General features: G+C 74.7%; 16 protein-coding genes. 12 read left to right on the top strand and 4 right to left on the bottom strand.

Going from position 1 to position 16,673, the window contains the following annotated elements; genetic code table 11:
• The first annotated feature begins 139 nt into the window (after positions 1–139).
• Positions 140–1,009, top strand: coding sequence for a hypothetical protein (locus JOE68_RS26650; RefSeq protein WP_204845084.1), 870 nt, complete (start codon positions 140–142; stop codon positions 1,007–1,009).
• A 153-nt stretch (positions 1,010–1,162) separates the two neighbouring features.
• Here the strand turns inward: JOE68_RS26650 and JOE68_RS26645 are convergent, their stop codons facing one another.
• Positions 1,163–1,729, bottom strand: a complete 567-nt coding sequence (locus JOE68_RS26645) for a dihydrofolate reductase family protein (protein WP_204845082.1) — start codon at positions 1,727–1,729, stop codon at positions 1,163–1,165.
• A gap of 299 nt (positions 1,730–2,028) precedes the next feature.
• Here JOE68_RS26645 and JOE68_RS26640 point away from each other — a divergent pair, with 299 nt between their 5' ends.
• Genes JOE68_RS26640 through JOE68_RS26630 form a run of 3 tightly spaced genes read left to right on the top strand, consistent with a single transcriptional unit; the run spans position 2,029 to position 4,713 of the window.
• A complete protein-coding gene (locus JOE68_RS26640; protein ID WP_239562367.1) occupies positions 2,029–2,877 on the top strand; it encodes a CPBP family intramembrane glutamic endopeptidase in 849 nt (282 codons plus the stop codon).
• A complete protein-coding gene (locus tag JOE68_RS26635) occupies positions 2,858–4,042 on the top strand; it encodes a sensor histidine kinase (RefSeq protein ID WP_443705451.1) in 1,185 nt (394 codons plus the stop codon). The genes JOE68_RS26640 and JOE68_RS26635 overlap by 20 nt, the downstream gene beginning before the upstream one ends.
• Entirely contained in the window at positions 4,039–4,713 is a 675-nt protein-coding gene (locus JOE68_RS26630) for a response regulator (RefSeq protein ID WP_204845078.1), read from the top strand. The genes JOE68_RS26635 and JOE68_RS26630 overlap by 4 nt, the downstream gene beginning before the upstream one ends.
• 134 nt (positions 4,714–4,847) lie before the next feature.
• Here the strand turns inward: JOE68_RS26630 and JOE68_RS26625 are convergent, their stop codons facing one another.
• A complete protein-coding gene (locus JOE68_RS26625; protein ID WP_204845076.1) occupies positions 4,848–5,405 on the bottom strand; it encodes a TetR/AcrR family transcriptional regulator in 558 nt (185 codons plus the stop codon).
• Between the two features lie 95 nt (positions 5,406–5,500).
• Between JOE68_RS26625 and JOE68_RS26620 the strand changes: the two genes are divergently transcribed.
• A complete protein-coding gene (locus JOE68_RS26620; protein ID WP_204845074.1) occupies positions 5,501–6,421 on the top strand; it encodes an NmrA/HSCARG family protein in 921 nt (306 codons plus the stop codon).
• 209 nt (positions 6,422–6,630) lie between these two features.
• On the opposite strand, the gene JOE68_RS26615 is transcribed toward JOE68_RS26620, so the two are convergent.
• Entirely contained in the window at positions 6,631–7,623 is a 993-nt protein-coding gene (locus JOE68_RS26615) for a ParB/RepB/Spo0J family partition protein (protein ID WP_307819914.1), read from the bottom strand.
• 1,436 nt (positions 7,624–9,059) lie between these two features.
• On the opposite strand from JOE68_RS26615, the gene JOE68_RS26610 reads away from it, so the two are divergent.
• Genes JOE68_RS26610 through JOE68_RS26580 form a run of 7 tightly spaced genes read left to right on the top strand, consistent with a single transcriptional unit; the run spans position 9,060 to position 15,850 of the window.
• Positions 9,060–10,268 (top strand): M16 family metallopeptidase, encoded by a 1,209-nt coding sequence (locus JOE68_RS26610; RefSeq protein ID WP_204845072.1) that lies wholly within the window; start codon positions 9,060–9,062, stop codon positions 10,266–10,268.
• Positions 10,252–11,082 (top strand): GNAT family N-acetyltransferase, encoded by an 831-nt coding sequence (locus JOE68_RS26605; protein WP_204845070.1) that lies wholly within the window; start codon positions 10,252–10,254, stop codon positions 11,080–11,082. The genes JOE68_RS26610 and JOE68_RS26605 overlap by 17 nt, the downstream gene beginning before the upstream one ends.
• The gene (locus JOE68_RS32300; RefSeq protein WP_204845068.1) at positions 11,075–12,262 is read left to right on the top strand and encodes a M16 family metallopeptidase; all 1,188 of its coding nucleotides are present in this window, start codon (positions 11,075–11,077) and stop codon (positions 12,260–12,262) included. Before JOE68_RS26605 ends, JOE68_RS32300 begins: the two co-directional genes overlap by 8 nt.
• The gene (locus JOE68_RS26595) at positions 12,259–13,344 is read left to right on the top strand and encodes a nucleotidyltransferase family protein (RefSeq protein WP_204845066.1); all 1,086 of its coding nucleotides are present in this window, start codon (positions 12,259–12,261) and stop codon (positions 13,342–13,344) included. Before JOE68_RS32300 ends, JOE68_RS26595 begins: the two co-directional genes overlap by 4 nt.
• 3 nt (positions 13,345–13,347) lie before the next feature.
• Positions 13,348–14,292: an ABC transporter ATP-binding protein gene (locus tag JOE68_RS26590; protein ID WP_204845064.1), complete on the top strand. Its 945-nt coding sequence runs from the start codon at positions 13,348–13,350 to the stop codon at positions 14,290–14,292.
• Positions 14,289–15,056, top strand: coding sequence for an ABC transporter permease (locus JOE68_RS26585; protein WP_204845062.1), 768 nt, complete (start codon positions 14,289–14,291; stop codon positions 15,054–15,056). The genes JOE68_RS26590 and JOE68_RS26585 overlap by 4 nt, the downstream gene beginning before the upstream one ends.
• Positions 15,056–15,850 carry an ABC transporter permease gene (locus JOE68_RS26580; RefSeq protein ID WP_239564852.1) on the top strand — a complete coding sequence of 265 codons (795 nt, stop codon included), beginning with the start codon at positions 15,056–15,058 and terminating at the stop codon, positions 15,848–15,850. Before JOE68_RS26585 ends, JOE68_RS26580 begins: the two co-directional genes overlap by 1 nt.
• A gap of 20 nt (positions 15,851–15,870) precedes the next feature.
• On the opposite strand, the gene JOE68_RS26575 is transcribed toward JOE68_RS26580, so the two are convergent.
• A complete protein-coding gene (locus JOE68_RS26575) occupies positions 15,871–16,671 on the bottom strand; it encodes a phytanoyl-CoA dioxygenase family protein (protein WP_204845059.1) in 801 nt (266 codons plus the stop codon).
• Positions 16,672–16,673: the final 2 nt, after the last annotated feature.

Here is a 16,673-nt window from a genome sequence, read left to right as displayed (position 1 = left end):
CGCCGGGAGGCCGTCGCGGTGGACGTCGAGCCGCCGCGCCCACCCGGTCGGAACTCCGGCCGCCGGACGGAATCGTCCGCGCGGTCGCGGGCGTCGACACGGGCGGGCTGTGCCCAACCTCACGGAGGAACCACCACCCATGCGCAGAACTCTCGCCGTCGCCGCCGTGCTCGCCCTCGGTGCGGCCGGCGCCGCTCTGCCGGCCAACGCCGCGGTCAGCGACGTGCCGGCGGACTGCTCGACGTTCACGACCGCCTATCACCCGGACGGCCAGCGGGTCTCCTACGGGTACGCCGCCGGCAAGACCAGCGTCACGTCGTACCCGGGCGACACGCTGGCCTGGGTGCCGTCCGCCTGGCAGCAGATCGGCGCGGCCGGCGACCCTTACGTGTTCATGAGCAGCGAGATCGCCACGCACCCGACCGACGGGTACCTGTACGACATCCAGCGCCGGGGTGAGCAGGTCGACGGCGTGTGGAGGATGACCGGGAACACCGCGACGCGGATGGCCCCGGGCTTCGCCGACACCCGGATCCTGGTCGATGGCGTTGACTACCTGTACCGCGTTGCCGGCAGCTCCCTCTACCGCTACACCAGGTCCTACACGAACGGCCGGTACACCGTCTCCGCACCGCTGACGCTGCGCACGACCGGGTGGGACCAGGTCAAGACGCTGACCTACGCGCGCACCGAGGGAACCGGCGGCGCGGCGGTCGACGTGCTGCTGGGGACGAAGACCAACGGCGCGCTCGCGGAGTGGCGGGTCAACCAGGCCACGCCCACGACGATCGGCTCGACCACCCTGCGGTCGAGCGGCTGGTCCGGGTTCGGCAGCGTGAGCACCGGGTGGTGCGAGGAGCACCCGGCCGGCCGGGTGCTCCTGGGCATCACCCCGGCCGGGAGTGCCTCGGTGTACTTCGACGCCGACCAGCGTGACCGGATCGGCTCGGACATCAAGGGCGGCTCGCTCGGCGCGCTCGGCTGGACCGCGAAGGGCTACGGCCAGTAGCCCCGGTCACCAACCGCAGCCGGTGACCGCGACCGGGCCGAACGGGGTCCGGGGCGGCCAGGCGGCGCCCCGGATCGGCCGGGACAGCGCGAACGTCCGCGTGCCCGGCCGTTCGGGGCGCGGCGCCCGCCGGGGGCCGGTCGTCGGCGTCCGCTAGTCGCGGACGGACTTGTAGCGCAGGAGGACCGCACCAGACCCGAAGGTGCGGTTCTCCACCAGCTCCAGCTTCAACCACCTGTTCAGCGACGGGAGGAACGGTGTGCCGCCGCCGATCGCGACCGGCGTGACCAGCACGTGGAACTCGTCCACGAGGCCGGCCCGGACCAGGGGCGCGGCGAGCGTGGCGCCGCCCACCTCCATCAGGCCGTCGGTCCCGGCCTTGAGCCTCCTGGTGGTCTCGACCACGTCACCCCGTTCCAGCCGGGAGTTCCAACCGACCGATTCCAGGGTCCGGGAGAAGACCACCTTCGGCATCGCAAGCCACAGCCGGGCGTACTCGGCCTCCACCGGGGGCACGTCGGGCGCCTGGCCGGCGGTCGGCCAGTGGGCCGCCATCAGCTCGTACAGCCTGCGCCCGTACAGCGACAGCGCGATCTGCCCGGTCCGGTCGTTCCAGTACTGGTGCAGCTCGTCGTCCGGCGTGCTCCAGCCGAGGTCGCCGTTCGCGTCGACGGTGTAGCCGTCCACCGAGACGTTCATGCCGTAGGTCAACGTTCCCATGGCGGTACAGACTGCCGGAGCGCGGGGGAACCGTCGCACCGCCACGCCAGCTCGACCCGTCGCACCCGGACGACTCCCAGCAGGCCCCACCGGACCACGTCCGGGAAGCCTCCGAGCTGTCGGGGGAAGCTCACCGAGCACCTGGACCGCGTCGGACTGGTCGCCGCGACACCCGGGGTAAGGCCCGTTGTCCCCCCTGAGAGCTACCCGGGTTGTCGTTCCCAGCGGGATTCCACGGCCGGTCCGGATTCCTAATCTCTGTGTCGCACAAGGAGATCGCCACAGGGAGGACGAGGGCAATGGTTCGATCGAAGGGAACCGGGCGGCTGCGCAGGTATCGGCTCCCCGTGCTGCTGGTCGCGTTCACCGTCGTGATGCTGGCGAACGCGGTCGTCATGCGGCTGGTGTCGCCCGTTGTGCTGCTCGCCCTGCCGTTGGGGGCCGCCTCCGCCATCGCTGTCGTGGCCGGTTACCGCAAGCTGTCGCAGGTCGTGGAGCAGCGGGCGGACATCCCCGAACTCGCCGCGGTGCGGGTGTGGTCCCAGCTGTGGCGCGGGGCGGTGCTCGGGTCCGGGCTGTTCGTCGCGCTGATCCTGCTGATCGGGGTGTTCGGCGGCCGGCAGGACGTCTCGTGGGGTTCGATCGGGGGCTGCCTCGGCACCGCCGGGCTGACGGCGAGCGTCGCGGTCACCGAAGAGGTGCTGTTCCGCGGCGTGCTGTTCCGGATCACGGAGGAACGCGCCGGGACCGCGGTCGCGCTGGTCCTGTCGTCGCTGATCTTCGGTCTGACGCACTCGGTCAACGCCGAAGCGACGCTCTGGGGCGTGCTGTCGATCGCCCTGACCGGCGGGGTGCTGACGACCGCCGCCTACGTCGCGACCCGTTCGCTGTGGCTGCCGATCGGCCTGCACTTCGCCTGGAACTTCACCCACGCCGGCATCTTCGGCGTCGCGTTGTCCGGCTCGGCCGAGGCGCCGCACGGGCTGCTGCGGACCACGCTGTCCGGTCCTGCCGCGCTGACCGGTGGCGCCTTCGGGCCCGAGGCGAGCCTGATCGCGCTGCTGGTCTGCGTCGTGCCCACCGCCGTCCTGCTGCGCCGCGCCGCCCGCACCGATCGGATCCGGCGCCGTGCCGAAGCCGCGGCTTGACCAGTACGCTCGCGCGGTGCTCCCAGGGTGGCAGAGACTGTCCCCGTCCATTAAGGACGGTTTGTTCGCGCTGGCTCTCACGGCCCTGGCGTTCGTGCCGACCGTGTCGACCATCGGCCCTCAGCTCGGGGACTTGCCGAAGCGCCCGGTCGACGCGCTCGCGCTCGTGCTGGTCATCGCGCAAGCCGCGCCGCTGGCGGTCAGGCGGCGCCGACCGGCCGGCTGCCTGGCGGTCACCGGCGCCGCCTTCGCGCTGCACCAGGCGTTCGGCTACCCGGACACCATCGCCGGCATCGGGCTCTACCTGGCGCTCTTCGCGGTCGGGGCGCACCAGGTCCGGCATCGCCGGGTCACCGCGGCGGTGGCGACCGCGGGCTACACCGGGCTGGCGATCACGTTGCACCTGCTGGGTTCGCCCAGCCGCCCCCAGGTGCTCGTCGTCTTCTACCTGAACCTGGTGGTGATGTGGATGGCCGGGGCCGCGATGCGCCGGTGGCGCGCCGAGGAGGCGGAGAACCGCCGGCTGGGTGTCGAGGTGGCGACCGCCGCGGAGCGGGCCCGCATCGCCCGGGACCTGCACGACGTGGTGACCCACCACGTGACCGCGATGGTCGTCCAGGCGGACGCGGCGCAGTTCCTGCTCGACGGGTCGCCGGAACGCGTGGGGCAAGGGCTCGACGCCATCAGCGCCACGGGCCGCCGGGCGTTGACGGAGCTGCGCCACCTGCTCGGCGTGCTGGAGGCGACGGGCGACTCGGCGAGGGCCGACCGGTCGCCGGCCCTGGGCCGGGTCGGCGACCTCGTCGAGCAGGCCCGGTTGTCCGGTCAGCCGGTCGAGCTGACCAGGCGGGGCGACCGGCGCGAGCACGCCGTCGACGTCGAGCTGGCGGCGTACCGGGTGGTGCAGGAGGCGCTGACCAACGCGATGAAGCACGCGGCGGGGCGCCGGACCCGGGTCGAGATCGGCGATCACGACGACCGGATCGAGATCGAGGTGACGACGGACGGGACGTCCGCGGGCACGCCCGCGGTCGGGTCGGGCGGGCGCGGTCTGAGCGGGCTGCGGGAGCGGGTGCGGATGCTCGGTGGTGAACTGGTGGCCGCGGCCCGGCCCGAAGGCGGGTTCCGGGTGCACGCGCTCATCCCGTCACGGAGGCAGTCATGACCATCCGGGTTCTGGTGTGCGAGGACCAGGAGCTGGTGCGCACCGGGTACACCACGATCTTCTCGGCGCAACCGGACATGGAGGTGGTCGGCGAGGCCGCGGACGGCAGGCAGGCCGTCGAGGAGGCGCTGCGGTTGCGCCCGGACGTCGTGGTGATGGACATCCGCATGCCCGTCCTCGACGGTATCGAGGCCACTCGCAGGCTGGCCGGGCCCGGCGTGGACAACCCGGCGAAGGTGTTGGTGGTCACCACTTTCAACGTCGACGAGTACGTCTACGAGGCGCTCAAGGCCGGCGCCGGCGGGTTCCTGCTCAAGGACGCGCCGCCGGCGGAACTGGTCAAGGGCGTGCGCACCGTCGCCGCCGGGGAATCGCTGGTGGCCCCGGCCGTCACCCGAGCCCTGATCGGCCACTTCGCCGAGCGCCTGCGACCCGCCGACACCACCCACCCGGCCCGGGAGCACGTCCGGCGGACCCTCGCCCGCCGGGAACTCGAAGTGCTCGAGCAGATCGCCGCGGGCCTGTCGAACGCGGAGATCGCCGAGCGGCTGTGCATCACCACGGAAACCGTGAAGACCTACGTCTCCCGGATCCTGACCAAACTCGACCTGCGCGACCGCGTGCAGGCGGTGGTCCTCGCCTACCGGGTGGGGCTGGTCGTCGCCGAGTGAGACCCGCGCGCGCCGAGCCGGCCGTGAGCGCCGGCTCGCGCCGACGCGGGCCACCGCCGCGTCCCGCTGGTGCGACTGCGAGCGGCGGCCACCCGGAAGATCCGCGGGCGCACGCGGGGTCCCCTGTCTCCGGATCAGGGCCGGAGGCCGTCGAAGACGAGGTGGAGCAGGCGGCGTGCCGCTGCCGGATCGCTTTCAGCGGCCACGGAGACGGCCGTCCCGAGGGTGAGCAGGTCGTCCGGTGAGGTCCCCGGTCGCACGGCGCCCACCGCGAGCGCCCGGTCCAGCAGGTTCACGGTCGCCTCCCGCACCACGCCGTGGCAGTCCACCGCGGACGGCGCTCCCCCGGTCACGTCGGCCTCCAACGAGGCGGTCAGGCCGCGGGTCTCCACAGCGGACACGACCAGTTCTTCCAGCCACGTGAAGAGGCCCGCGCCGGGGTCACCGCCGGCCAGCTCGTCACCTCGCCGGCGCAGGTGCTCGACGGTCTCGTGGAAGACCTCGTCGAGCAACGCGCGCCGGGACGGGAAGTGCCGGTGCAGGGTGGCCGAACCCACGCCGGCCTCGCGGGCGACCTCCTCGAAGGAGACCCGGGCGCCGTCGCGGGCGACGAGGGGCCGGGCCGCCGCCAGGAGCCGCTCGTGATTGCGCTGCCAGTCCGCCCGCTGCGACCTGGGCCCGCTGCTCGCCATCGGGACGACCTCTCGCTGGACAAAACGGAGTGACACCCCATATCGTAGCCCAGGTAAAACGGGGTGCCACCCCACTTACTGAGCGGAGGAACGCCATGCCCTCGTCACAGCCGTTCGTGCTGGTCACCGGAGCGACCGGCAAGCAGGGAGGCGCCGTGGTCCGCGCGCTGCTCGCCTCCGACGTCCCGGTCCGGGCGCTGGTGCGCGACACCGGCACCGAGCGCGCCGCCGCCCTGCGCGAACTCGGAGCCGTCCTCGTGCGAGGAGACCTGGACGACGTCCCGTCGTTGGAAGCGGCCCTCGACAACGCCCGCGCGGTGTTCTCGGTGCAGGTGCCCGACATCACCGGCCTGCCGGGCGACCCCGAAGTCCGCCACGGCCACAACCTGGTCGAGGCCGCCCGACGGGCGCAGGTCGGGCACGTGGTGCACACTTCGGTCTCGGGCGTCGGCACGATCGACGTCGAGCACTTCGACGAGCAGCGCTGGGGCTCCTTCGTGCGGCACTACTACCGCAGCAAGGCCGCAGTCGAGGACCTGGTGCGGACCGCGGGCTTTCCGCGGTGGACGATCCTCAGGCCGGCCACGTTCATGGAGAACTTCGTCCGACCATCGCCCTACTTCGCCGACATGACCTCGAACCGGCTTGTCGTCGCCGTCGACCTCGACGTCGCACACCCCTTCGTCGCGGTGGACGACATCGGAGCCGCTGCCGCCGCGGCGTTCGCAGAACCGGAGCGCTTCCACGGCGTCGAACTGGAACTGGCCGGAGACGTCCTGAGCTTCCGCGAGGCCGCACAGGCCCTGTCCCGGGCACTCGGGACCGACATCGAACTGCCCCCCGGTCCCGAGCACGTCCCAGCGGAGGGCCCCCTCAGGGCGTTCTTCCAAGCACAGCAGCACATGAGCGCCCACCCCGCGCCGGCGCGCCCGCAGTTCGCCGCGCGCATGGGTGTGCCGACGACGACCTTCACCGGGTGGGCGAGGGGCACCCTGCGCAACCGGTCGGCCGGCTGAGCCGGCTCAGCCGGGAGGTGAGGCGCTCGGTTCGTCGTCGCGGAACGCCCTGCCGGAGAACCGGCGACGGGGTCCCCCTGTCACGCCCCCGGCTGCGCCAACGGCTCACCGGCGCTGGAGCGCGGCCGAGCGCGCCGGCCGGGCGGCGGGCACGGCTCGCGCCCCCCGGGGAACTCGCGCGTGGCGCGCCACCGGGACGGGCGGCACGCTCACAGCGCCATCCAGGTGTCCGAGTTGCGGCGCTCGCGCTCCTCCAACTGCCGGGCGAACAGCTCCCACGACTCGGCGCAGCGGCGGGCCGCGTCGGCCAGCGCGCCGATCGCGTGCGCGGGCACCATGTCGGTGTAGCGCTGCCACTGCTCCGCGCCGAAGGTGCCCACGTCGAGCATCCGCAGGATGCCCCGGCCGATTTCGCTGAACCTCATGGAGGGGTCGCGCTTGAGCGAACCCAGGTCCGGCGGCGGGCACGGTTCGCCGACCGGGCGGGGCGGAGTGCCGGCGCGCTCGGCCCGCCGCTGCCGCACGGGCACCGGGTCGGCGCCGACGCGCAGGCGGCGGCGCACGTCGCGAACCGTGCCGACGGAGACGTCGGCCCGCCGGGCGACCTCCCGCAGGCTCGCCTCGGGCAGCTCCACCAGCAGCTGCCCGACGCGGCGGCGCGCCTCCGCGGTGTTGAGCGGGCGCACCCTGCCGTCGCGGCCGAGCCGGACCGGCGCGCCACCGGCGGGCACCACGCGGCGCAGCGCCCCCACGGTCTTGGCCGACAGGCCGACGACGCCGGCGATCGCCCGGTCGGACCACGCGCCGTGCGCGGCGATGATCCGCCGCGCGGCCGCGTTGCGGTCGGCCTGGCTCAGCGGCAGCCCGTGCACGGCGTTGAGCCGCACCGCGAGCAGGAACGCCTCGTCGGCCGTCCCGTCGAAGAACAGCACGTCGATCACCTGCTCGCCGCGCAGCCGCGCCGCGTGCAGCCGGTGCCGGCCGTCGATGATCTCCATGGTGCGCTGGTTCACGACGATCGCCGGCAACCGGTCGTCCACCTCGACCAGGGCGCGCGCGTACTCGGGATCCACCCCGACGATCCTCGGCGACTCGCCGACGACGAGCTCGTCCAGCGGCACCCGGCCGGGCGTGCACCGCGCGAGGTGCTGGTCGAGGTCCGCGAGACGCCCTTCTCCTGCGGCCCGCACGAGCGGGGCCACCCCTTCCGCCACTACTTCCCCCCAGGTGTTGCCGTGTCGTACGCGGGCCGGGTGATCCGAGCCGGAAGCAGGCCGGGCGGACAACGTCCGCCGATGAAGCCCCACGTGCGTACCGGCAAGCCCTGCACCCGCACAAACTGCGTAACGCAACGAAATGGTGACTATCGGCCAATGTAACAAGGCTTCCGACCGCGGGGCAACGCCTGTCACCCGTTGAGATCCACGACCGGAACGGGTGGTGGTCGGGTTCCCCGGCGGGTCCGGCACCCGTCGACCTCCACCCGCGCGGCGCGGCGAACGGGGGCCTGCGGACGCCGGTGCGCCGGGTGGCGCCGACTCCTCTTCCTTCGCGGCAGCACGGTGGTCGGGGACCGGCGAAACCCGGCCGGCACATCAACCCCGCACGGGGTTCGCTCAGCAGCCCGGACGGGTGGGCGCGCGCCGGGCGACCCGGTCGCCGCCGCGACCGGCGAACCGGAGCAACGCGCCGGACGCGGCGAGGTGGCGCGAGGTCGCCGGCCGACGGCGGTCACGGCCCAGCGCGGTGGGGGTGGCGAGGCCGGTGGGCGAACCGGGCAGGCCCCTCGCGGCAGGCGCGGCGCACCGGGCCGGCCGGCGGTCCGCGCGGGATCGGCGGGGACCACGACACCGCCGGGCGGCGAGGCGCCGGCGCGGCTGACCGGCAACGGGATCACCGGTCGACCGGAGCCGCGGCGGAGGGCGCCGCCTGCCGCCGCGAGGCGCCGCGCGACGGCGAGGGCCGGTTCGCCCCGGCGGGACCGCTCCTCGAACCGGCGCACCGGCCCCCTCCGCGAACGTGCCGGGTCCGGTCACCGCCGACGGCCCGCACACCGCCCCGCACTCGTCGCCCACCATTTCCGACTCCATTTCGCAGCGCGGTCGCACTGCCCGGGACAACCGAAACTCCCAGCCCTCCGCGAGCTTTGTCAACGAACCGCTCCACAGTTGCACACCCACCCCCGGAAACTTTTCGGATTCGATCCCGACGCTGCTCGGCCGGCCGCCCGAATCAGTCGAACACCTGGTTGACGGCACGCTGTCGACCGGGTATCACGCGGGCATCGGATCAGCTCGCGGCGCCGGCGACAACCGCAGCGCACCCCCGGTCCTTTCCCTTGCCGGCACCGACGAGTCCGGGTATTACTGGAGTGGCGGCGCCGAGGCGATTACCGCTCGACACCGGACGTGAACCGGGGGAACACGTGTCGGCGGTCCGGCCCGCTCAATTCCCCTTGTCGTCCGAATTCACTGCGCGCCCGGAAACGGGCTCCCGGACCACCCGGAGGGAGGTTGAGATGACGCGCAAGCACACCGCGAACCTGCGGCCGAAGCTGGTCGTGAAGGGCAAGGGCAAGTGATCCGGTGCGGGGGTGGGCCGGGCCCACCCCCGCGTCGCCCATCGAGGAGGGGCAGCGGTGTTCGCGGTCGAGATGTTGGACAACGGCGTGCGCGTCGTGCTGGACGGGTCGCTCGGCGTCCGCAGCGTGACCACGTGCGCGGTGGTCGGCGCGGGCTCGCGCACCGATGACCTCGACGCGCCCGGACTGGCGCACCTGCTGGAGCACCTGGTGATGGCGGCGCCCGGCGCGGGTGGCGACTCGCTGAGCAAGTGGGTCGACTCGGCCGGCGGCCAGTCCAACGCGTCCACCTCGCACGAGTCGCTGTTCTTCTGGACGAGGGTGCCGCCGGAGGCCGCCGTCGAGTGCGCTCTCCGGTTCGACGCCGCGCTGACCGCGCCCGCGGTCACCGACGCGCTGTGCGCGGCGGAGAGCCAGGTCGTCGTGCAGGAGCTGCTGGCCGCCGCGGACGACCCGGTCGACGTGGCGCACGAGGCGTTCTACGGCGCGCTGTTCGCCGGCCGCCCGCTGGCGCGCCCGGTGGGTGGTCCGGTGCCGTTCCCGGAGTTCGGCGCGGCGGACGTGCTGCGGGCGCACCGGGCCAACCTGCGGTCCGCCCCGCTCGGGATCTCCCTGGTCGGGCCGGCCGCCCTGTTGGGTGAGGTGCTGGCCGCGCTGCGCGCGGGCGGGCTCGCCGCCGTGCGCCGCGAACCCCGGCCGGTCGTCCCCCGCGGGTCCGGCGGGGCGCCGGGCGCCGGGGTCGCGCCGGGCGCGGAGTACGCCTACCTGGTCGCCGGCGGCGAGGGCGCCGGCCGCGCGGACCCGCGGTGGGCCGCGACCGAGGTGCTCGCCGCGGCGGTCGGCGGCACGCCCGGCTCGGTGCTCTACGAGCGCCTGCGCGGCGAACTCGGCGTCAGCTACCAGCTCCGGTCCACCCACACCGCGTACGACGACGTCGGCGTCTGGTCGGTGGTGGCCGGCACGCCGCCCGCCGAGGTCGAGCGGGTGGAGAAGACCATCCGGGACTGCCTGCGCGAGGTCGCGGACGGCGCGCTGGGCGACGCCGGCTTCGCCGCCGCGCGGCGGCAGGCCGTCGGCGCGGTGCTGCTCGACCACGAGGACCCGGTGGCGCTGGCCCACTTGAACAGCACGTGGTCCGCGCACCACGAACCCGCCGAACCGCCGGTCGACCGCGCCCGGCGCCTGCTGGCCGACGTGGCGCACGCCGACGTGCGCGCCGCCGCGTCCCGAGTGCTGGGGAGCTACACCTGTGTCGTCGCCTCCTGACCCGGTCGCGGACCTCGTCGGTCGCGGCGTGCGCGCGGAGCTGGCCGCCGAGCTGGTCGGGAGCGACCTGCTGGTGCGGGTGGCCGGTGAGCCGGTGGTGCTGGCGCCGGACGCCGACCCGGTCACCGGCAGCCCGCGCGTGCTGGCGACCCCGCTGGGCGGCCCGGTGCCGACGCCACCGCTGGTCGACCTGGTCCGGGAGCGCCACCCCGGGGCCGAGGCGGTGGTGCTGGTGCTGCCGGCGGGTGCGCCGGAACCGGCCACCGGGCGGGCCTACATGCGCTACGTGCTGGCCACCGACGCGCTGGCGCCCGCCGACCCCGAGCCGGGGTGGGTGGTGCGCCGCGCGGACGGCCACGACGCGCCCGACGTGGTGCCGCTGCTGGTGCAGGCGATGGCCGACGGGTACCGGGGCGCGGGCAGCCCGGTGGCCACCGCCGCGCTGCGCGAGCACGCGGAACGGGTGTTCGGGCAGGCCCTGGCCGAGGGCGCGGTGTTCGTCGCCCACGACGGCGGCGGTTTCGCCGGGCACGCCACGGTGGTGCCCGACGAGGACGAGCTGACCGGCCGGCCGAGGCTGGAGCTGTTCGACACCTTCGTGCTGCCCGCCCGCCGGGGGTCCCGCGCCTCGGCGCTGCTGACCTCGGCGGTGGTGCGGCACGCGCGGGGGCTGGGCCTGCCGCTGCGCGGGTACGTGTCCGGCCACGACGACAACGCCGCGCGGGTGCTGGCGAAGCTGACCGCGAACGGGTGGCGGCGCGACACGACGTACTGGTCGCTGCCGCTGGACGAGGGGCGGTCCGCCGGTGGCTGACCCCGCGCTCACCGTGACCTCGGAGGTCCGACCGGGCCTGCGCACCACCGGGATCTGCCTCACCGTGGCGCTGGGCTCCCGCGCGGACCCCCCGGGCCTGGGTGGCCTGACCCACTTGCTGGAGCACCTGGTGATGTCCGCCCCGGTGGACGGCCGGTCGTTCGGCGCGCGCGCCGAGTGGTTGGGCGGCAGCGTGAACGCGCACACCGGGTTGGAGGAGCAGCAGTTCTACGCGCGGGTGCGCGCCGAGGACGCCGACGAGGTGATCGCCCTGCTGCTGCGGGCGGCGTTCGCGCCGGACCTGTCCGAGGCGGCCGTGGCGGCGGAGAAGGCGGTGGTGCGGCGCGAGCTCGTCACGTCGGCGGCCGACCCGAACGAGGTCGTGCAGGACGCGGTGCTGGCCGCGCTGTTCCCGGGCCACCCGCTGGGCCGGCCGGTCGGCGGCACCCCGGCCGGCATCCGCACGGCGGGCCCGGACGCCGTGCGCGCCCACCACGCGACCCGGTTCCGGGGCGCGCCCGCCCACCTCGCGGTGGTCGGGCCGCGCCCGCCGGAGCTGCCGCGCGGCTCCGGCCCACCGCCCGGCGCCACCGCGCCGCACGTCCGACCGGAGCCGCTGCCGCCGACCGCCCACGAGGACCCCCGCTGGCCGGCGGGCTTCGCGTGGGTGTGCCTGGGCGCGCGGTCGCCGGGCGCGGGCGACCCGCGCCGACCCGACTACGACGTGCTGGCGGCGCTGCTCGGGTCCAGCCCGTCGTCGCTGCTGTACCGGCGGCTGCGCGACGAACTGGGCCTGGGCTACGCGTTCGAGGCGTGGGACCGCGCCTACACCGAGGCCGGCGCGTGGCGGGTGCTGGTCGGCGTCGACGAGGGCGACGGCACGCGAGTGGTGGACGTGGTGCGCGGTCTGCTGGCGGACCTGGCCGAGCGCGGGCCGACCGAGGACGACCTGGGCGCGGCCAAGCGCGGCCTGGAGGTGCGGACGCTGGTGGACACCGAGGACCCGTTGGAGGCGGCGCGGTCGCTGGGGGTGCGCACCCGCGCCGGCACCGCGCCGTGGTCGCCGGAAGCGCTGCTGGCGGCGACGCGCGCCGTGTCGGCGGACGGCGTGGCCGAGGCGGCGCGGGCGGTGTCGGCCGACCTGATCACCGTGGTGCGACCGGAAGGACGGCGGAGATGACCACCACCCGCACCGGGATCGACCTGCGGCTGTGCGCGCGGGCGCTGGGCGTCGACGAGGACGGGGACCCGGATGTCCTGCTGGCCGCCGCCCGCTGCCGCGGCTGGACCCTGCCCATGCTCCTGCTGTCGCTGTACGAGCGGGACGGGCACGTGCTGGGCAGCGGCGCGCGCGACGAGCTGCGGCGCGCGCGACGGCGGCGCGACGCCTACGGCCGGGTGGTCGCCGCGCTCGCCGCCGAGACCGGCGCACGGGTGCTCAAGGGCCCGTCGCTGGCCGGGCACTACCCGCCCGGCCTGCTGCGCCCGGTCGGCGACCTGGACGTGGTGGTGGCCGACGAGGACGAGCTGTGGCGCGCGGTGCGCGCGGTGCGCGGCGCGGCGCCGGTGGCCGACATGCACGTGTCCCTGTACGGCCACCCCGACCGGCACCTGCTGGTGCAGCTGACGTGGCCCGGCGACGACCCGCTGCTCGACCGGCACCACTCCGTGGAGCTGTCGACGGCGGCGTTCGCGGGCGGGGTCGGCCCGGTGCGGGTGCGGGCGGAGCTGCCGGAGGACCCCGTGGTGGCGGACCTGCTGGCGCTGGCCGAGGAGCGCTTCCAGCGGCCGTACGGCCTCAAGGACGCGGTGGACACCGCGGTGTTGGGCGGGTTGCCGGCGTGCGCGGCCGTGGCCGCCGACCTGGTGGCCGCCGCCGAGCGCTGGCGGGTCGCCCCCGAGCTGCTGGAGTTGCTGGAGTTCACCACCGCCCTGGTGGACCCGGGCTGCCTCGGCGGCCTGGTCGAGCCGCTGGGCGCCGCCGCCGAGCGGGAGCGGGAGCGGCGGGGCGCGTGGACGCCGCCGTCCGCTCCGGCCGGCGCCGACGCGATGACCCGGGCGCTGGTCGAGGGCAGGCCGGTGGGCGGGCTGCTGCTGCGGGAACCGCCCGCGCCGCGCCGTTCCTCCGTCGTGCGCGCCTACCCCGGCGGCGCGCTGCTGGCCAGCCCGGTCGGCGACTACCTGTTGGTCGACCAGCCGCTGGTGACCCAGGACCAGTACGACGAGGCGGTGGCGCGGCTGCCACTGCTGGACGAGGGGTGAGCCGTGGACGCGGTGGAGGTCATCGGCCTGGGCCGGGAGTACGCGCGCAGGCGGCAACCGCCGCGCACGGCGCTGTCGGGGTTCGACCTGACCGTGCCGGTGGGCGAGGTGCACGGCCTGCTCGGCCCGAACGGCGCGGGCAAGACCACGCTGTGCAAGATCCTGTCGACGGTGCTGCTGCCGACCTCGGGCACGGCACGGGTGTTCGGTCACGACGTGGTGACCGGGACCAAGTCCGTGCGACCGCTGGTGGGCATCGTCTTCGGCGGTGAGCGCGGTCTGTACGGCAGGCTCACCGCACGGCAGAACCTGCGCTACTGGTCGGCGCTGTACCGGCAGCCGCGCGCGGTGGGCCGGGCGCGGACCGACCGGCTGCTGGAGCGGCTGGGGTTGGCCGACCGGGCGGACGAGCGGGTGGAGACCTTCTCGCGCGGCATGAAGCAGCGGCTGCACCTGGCGCGCGGCCTGGTCGGCGACCCCGGCCTGCTGATCCTGGACGAACCGACCGTGGGCATGGACCCGGTGGCGGCCCGCGACTTCCGCTCGCTGGTGCGGGAACTGCGCGAGGAGGGGCGCACCGTCCTGATCACGACGCACGACATGGCCGAGGCCGAGGACGTGTGCGACCGGGTGTCCCTGGTGGACGGCGGCAGGCTGCTCGCCACCGAGGACCCGCGCACCATCGGCGGCTGGCTAACCAAGTACGAGCGGGTGGTGGCCGAGGACGTGCCGCCGGACGCGGTGAGGTCGCTGCGCGCGGTGCCCGGCGTGCGCGCGGTGTCCACCCAGGACCGGACGACGGTGGTGGAGACCGACGCGCAGGGCGCGGCGGGCGCGGCGGTGCAGGTGCTGGCGGGGGCGGGCGTCACCACGATGTCGACCGGCAGGCCGTCGCTGGCCGACGTGTACCTGCACGTGATCGGCGATCGCGGGAGCGCGGTGCGGTGATCCGCGTCTTCCTGTCCGCGGCGTGGTTCCAGGCGCTGCTGCTGCGCGGGCCGGCCGACCTGGCGGCGCTGTTCAACACGCCGCTGTTCACGCTGGCGCTGCTGGCGATCATGCAGCACGCGGGCCGGTCGGACCTGGCGCCGTACGCGGTGGTCGGCTCGACGGTGATCGCGGTGTGGAGCATGGCGATGGTGGTGTCCGGCGACATCATCGACTCCGACCGCGCGAACGGCACCCTGGAGGCGGTGATCGGCACCCCGGCGCCGCTGGCGGTGGTGGTGCTGGGGCGCACCGCGACGGTGACCGTGATCAGCACGGTGGCGCTGCTGGAGAGCCTGGCCGTCGCGTGGCTGGCGTTCGGCGTGGTCGTCGACTCCCGGCACGTCGGCGTGCTGGTGGCGACCCTGGCGGTGACCGTGGTGGCGATGGTGGGCACGGCGACCGCGATGGCGGGCGTGTTCGTGCTCGCCCGGTCGGCGCGGACCTTCCAGAACGCGCTGTCCTACCCCTTCTACCTGCTCAGCGGCGCGGTCGTGCCGACGGACCTGCTGCCGTCGTGGTTGCAGCCGGTGAGCCGGGCGGTGTTCCTGTCCTGGTCCACGGACCTGGTGCGGGACACGTTGCGCGCCGCGCCGGTGCCGGACGTGGCGGCCCGGTTGGCGGTCGTGCTCGGCCTGGGGTCGCTGGGCTACCTGGGCGGGGTCCTGATGTTGGCGGTGGTGCTGCGCCGGGTGCGCACGACGGGGGCGGTGGTGTTCGCGTGATGCGGGACGAGGCCCGCGTGCTGGCGGCTGCGGTCGCGAGCGCGCGCGCCGACCTCAAGGCCATCTACACGTGGCGGACGTGGTCGTTCGCGTGGCTTTCCAGGATCCTGTGCCAGGTCGCGTTCTTCGCGGTGATCGGCCGGCTGTTGGGTTCGGAGGAGCGCACGCACTTCCTGTTGGTGGGCAACGCCGTCTACATCGCGGCGCTGGTGTCGATGTTCGTGTGCGCGTCGACGGCGTGGGAACGGCAGCTGGGCACGCTGCCGCTGCTGGTGGCCGCGCCGAGCAGCCCCTTCACGCTGTTCGTCGGCCGCAGCGCGCAGTGGCTGCTGGACGGGACGGCGTGCGCGTCGATCGCGCTGTTCGTGCTGGGCCCGCTGTTCGGCGTGCCGATGCCGATGCCGACCGCCCTGGCGGCGGTGCCGCTGATCGCGCTGGTGTCGGTGTCGACGTACTGCTTCGGCCTGGTGCTGGCGGGGCTGGCGCTGCGGCGGGTGGAACTGCGCAACCTGGTGGGGAACCTGGGCGGGCTGGCGCTGATGGTGCTGTGCGGGGTGCAGGTGCCGTCGTCGTTCTGGCCGGAGCCGCTGCACGCGGTGGCCCAGGTCCTGCCGGTGACCCACGGGCTGGAGGCGGTGCGGTCGCTGCTGGCGGGCGGGCCCACCGGCGCGGTGCTGGGTCCGGCCGCGGTGGAGCTGTGCGTCGCGGCCGGGTGGTTCGGCGTGGCGGCGCTGTCCTTCCGCCGGTTCGCGGAGAGCGGCAGGCGCACCGGGACGATCGAGTTCGGCGACTGACCGGGTCGCGCCCCCGCCCGTCAGGCGCCGAGCCTGGTCACCGCGGTGGTGTCCGGGTCCACGAGGAAGCTGGGCCGGGTGACGTGCCGCGGTGCGTTGCGCACGGAGTTGTACGTGATGAACAGCATCGTGCGCCGGTCGTCGGACAGGTTGTCCGACGACGAGTGGACGATGCTCGGGTGGAAGAGGCTGATCGTCCCGGCGGGGCCGAGGAGCCTGGTCGGCGGGTGCTCGGCCGCCAGCTCCCGGACCACCGCGTCGTCGACGCTGTGCGTCAGGTTCGCCGACACGTGGTCCTGCCAGCCCGTCGACGGGGCGGACCCGCTCCCGGCGGGCGGGCCGACCAGGCCCAGGCGGTGCGACCCGGTCAGCACCGTGAGCGGGCCGTTGCGCTCGTGCACCTCGTCCAGGTTGATCGCGATGTTCACCGCGTCGGGCTCCGGCATCCCGTCCTCCACCGCCCAGAACGCGAAGTCCTGGTGCCAGGGCCACCGCTTCCCCTCGCGCGGCGACTTGATGTTGATCTTGAATTGGTAGACGTAGACCGAGTCGCCCACGGCGGCCTCCGCCAGGTCCACGAACAGCGGGTGGCGGACCAGCCGCTCGCACACGTCGTCGAAGCGGTGGCAGCCGTGCAGGGCGCGCACCGTCTCGCCGTCCTCCTCGTGGACGACCTCGGGCCGGACCATGCCGCAGATGCGGCTGACGGTCGCGCGCAGGTCGGCCAGCAGCAGCGGGTCGATCCCGTGCGCGAGCACGGCCCAACCCTGCCGCCGGTACGCCTCCACGACCTCGGCCACGTTCGTCTCCAGGGCCCGCATCG

Source organism: Saccharothrix algeriensis, assembly GCF_016907655.1.
Classification (GTDB): domain Bacteria; phylum Actinomycetota; class Actinomycetes; order Mycobacteriales; family Pseudonocardiaceae; genus Actinosynnema; species Actinosynnema algeriense.
This window is presented reverse-complemented; position numbering and strand designations above follow the sequence as displayed.

Coding starts and splice junctions, on each gene's coding strand:
- JOE68_RS26630 (WP_204845078.1), top strand. CDS start 4,039: ATGACCATCCGGGTTCTGGTGTGCGAGGACCAGGAGCTGGTGCGCACC.
- JOE68_RS26595 (WP_204845066.1), top strand. CDS start 12,259: ATGACCACCACCCGCACCGGGATCGACCTGCGGCTGTGCGCGCGGGCG.
- JOE68_RS26650 (WP_204845084.1), top strand. CDS start 140: ATGCGCAGAACTCTCGCCGTCGCCGCCGTGCTCGCCCTCGGTGCGGCC.
- JOE68_RS26625 (WP_204845076.1), bottom strand. CDS start 5,405: ATGGCGAGCAGCGGGCCCAGGTCGCAGCGGGCGGACTGGCAGCGCAAT.
- JOE68_RS26575 (WP_204845059.1), bottom strand. CDS start 16,671: ATGCGGGCCCTGGAGACGAACGTGGCCGAGGTCGTGGAGGCGTACCGG.
- JOE68_RS26640 (WP_239562367.1), top strand. CDS start 2,029: ATGGTTCGATCGAAGGGAACCGGGCGGCTGCGCAGGTATCGGCTCCCC.
- JOE68_RS26620 (WP_204845074.1), top strand. CDS start 5,501: ATGCCCTCGTCACAGCCGTTCGTGCTGGTCACCGGAGCGACCGGCAAG.
- JOE68_RS26580 (WP_239564852.1), top strand. CDS start 15,056: ATGCGGGACGAGGCCCGCGTGCTGGCGGCTGCGGTCGCGAGCGCGCGC.
- JOE68_RS26645 (WP_204845082.1), bottom strand. CDS start 1,729: ATGGGAACGTTGACCTACGGCATGAACGTCTCGGTGGACGGCTACACC.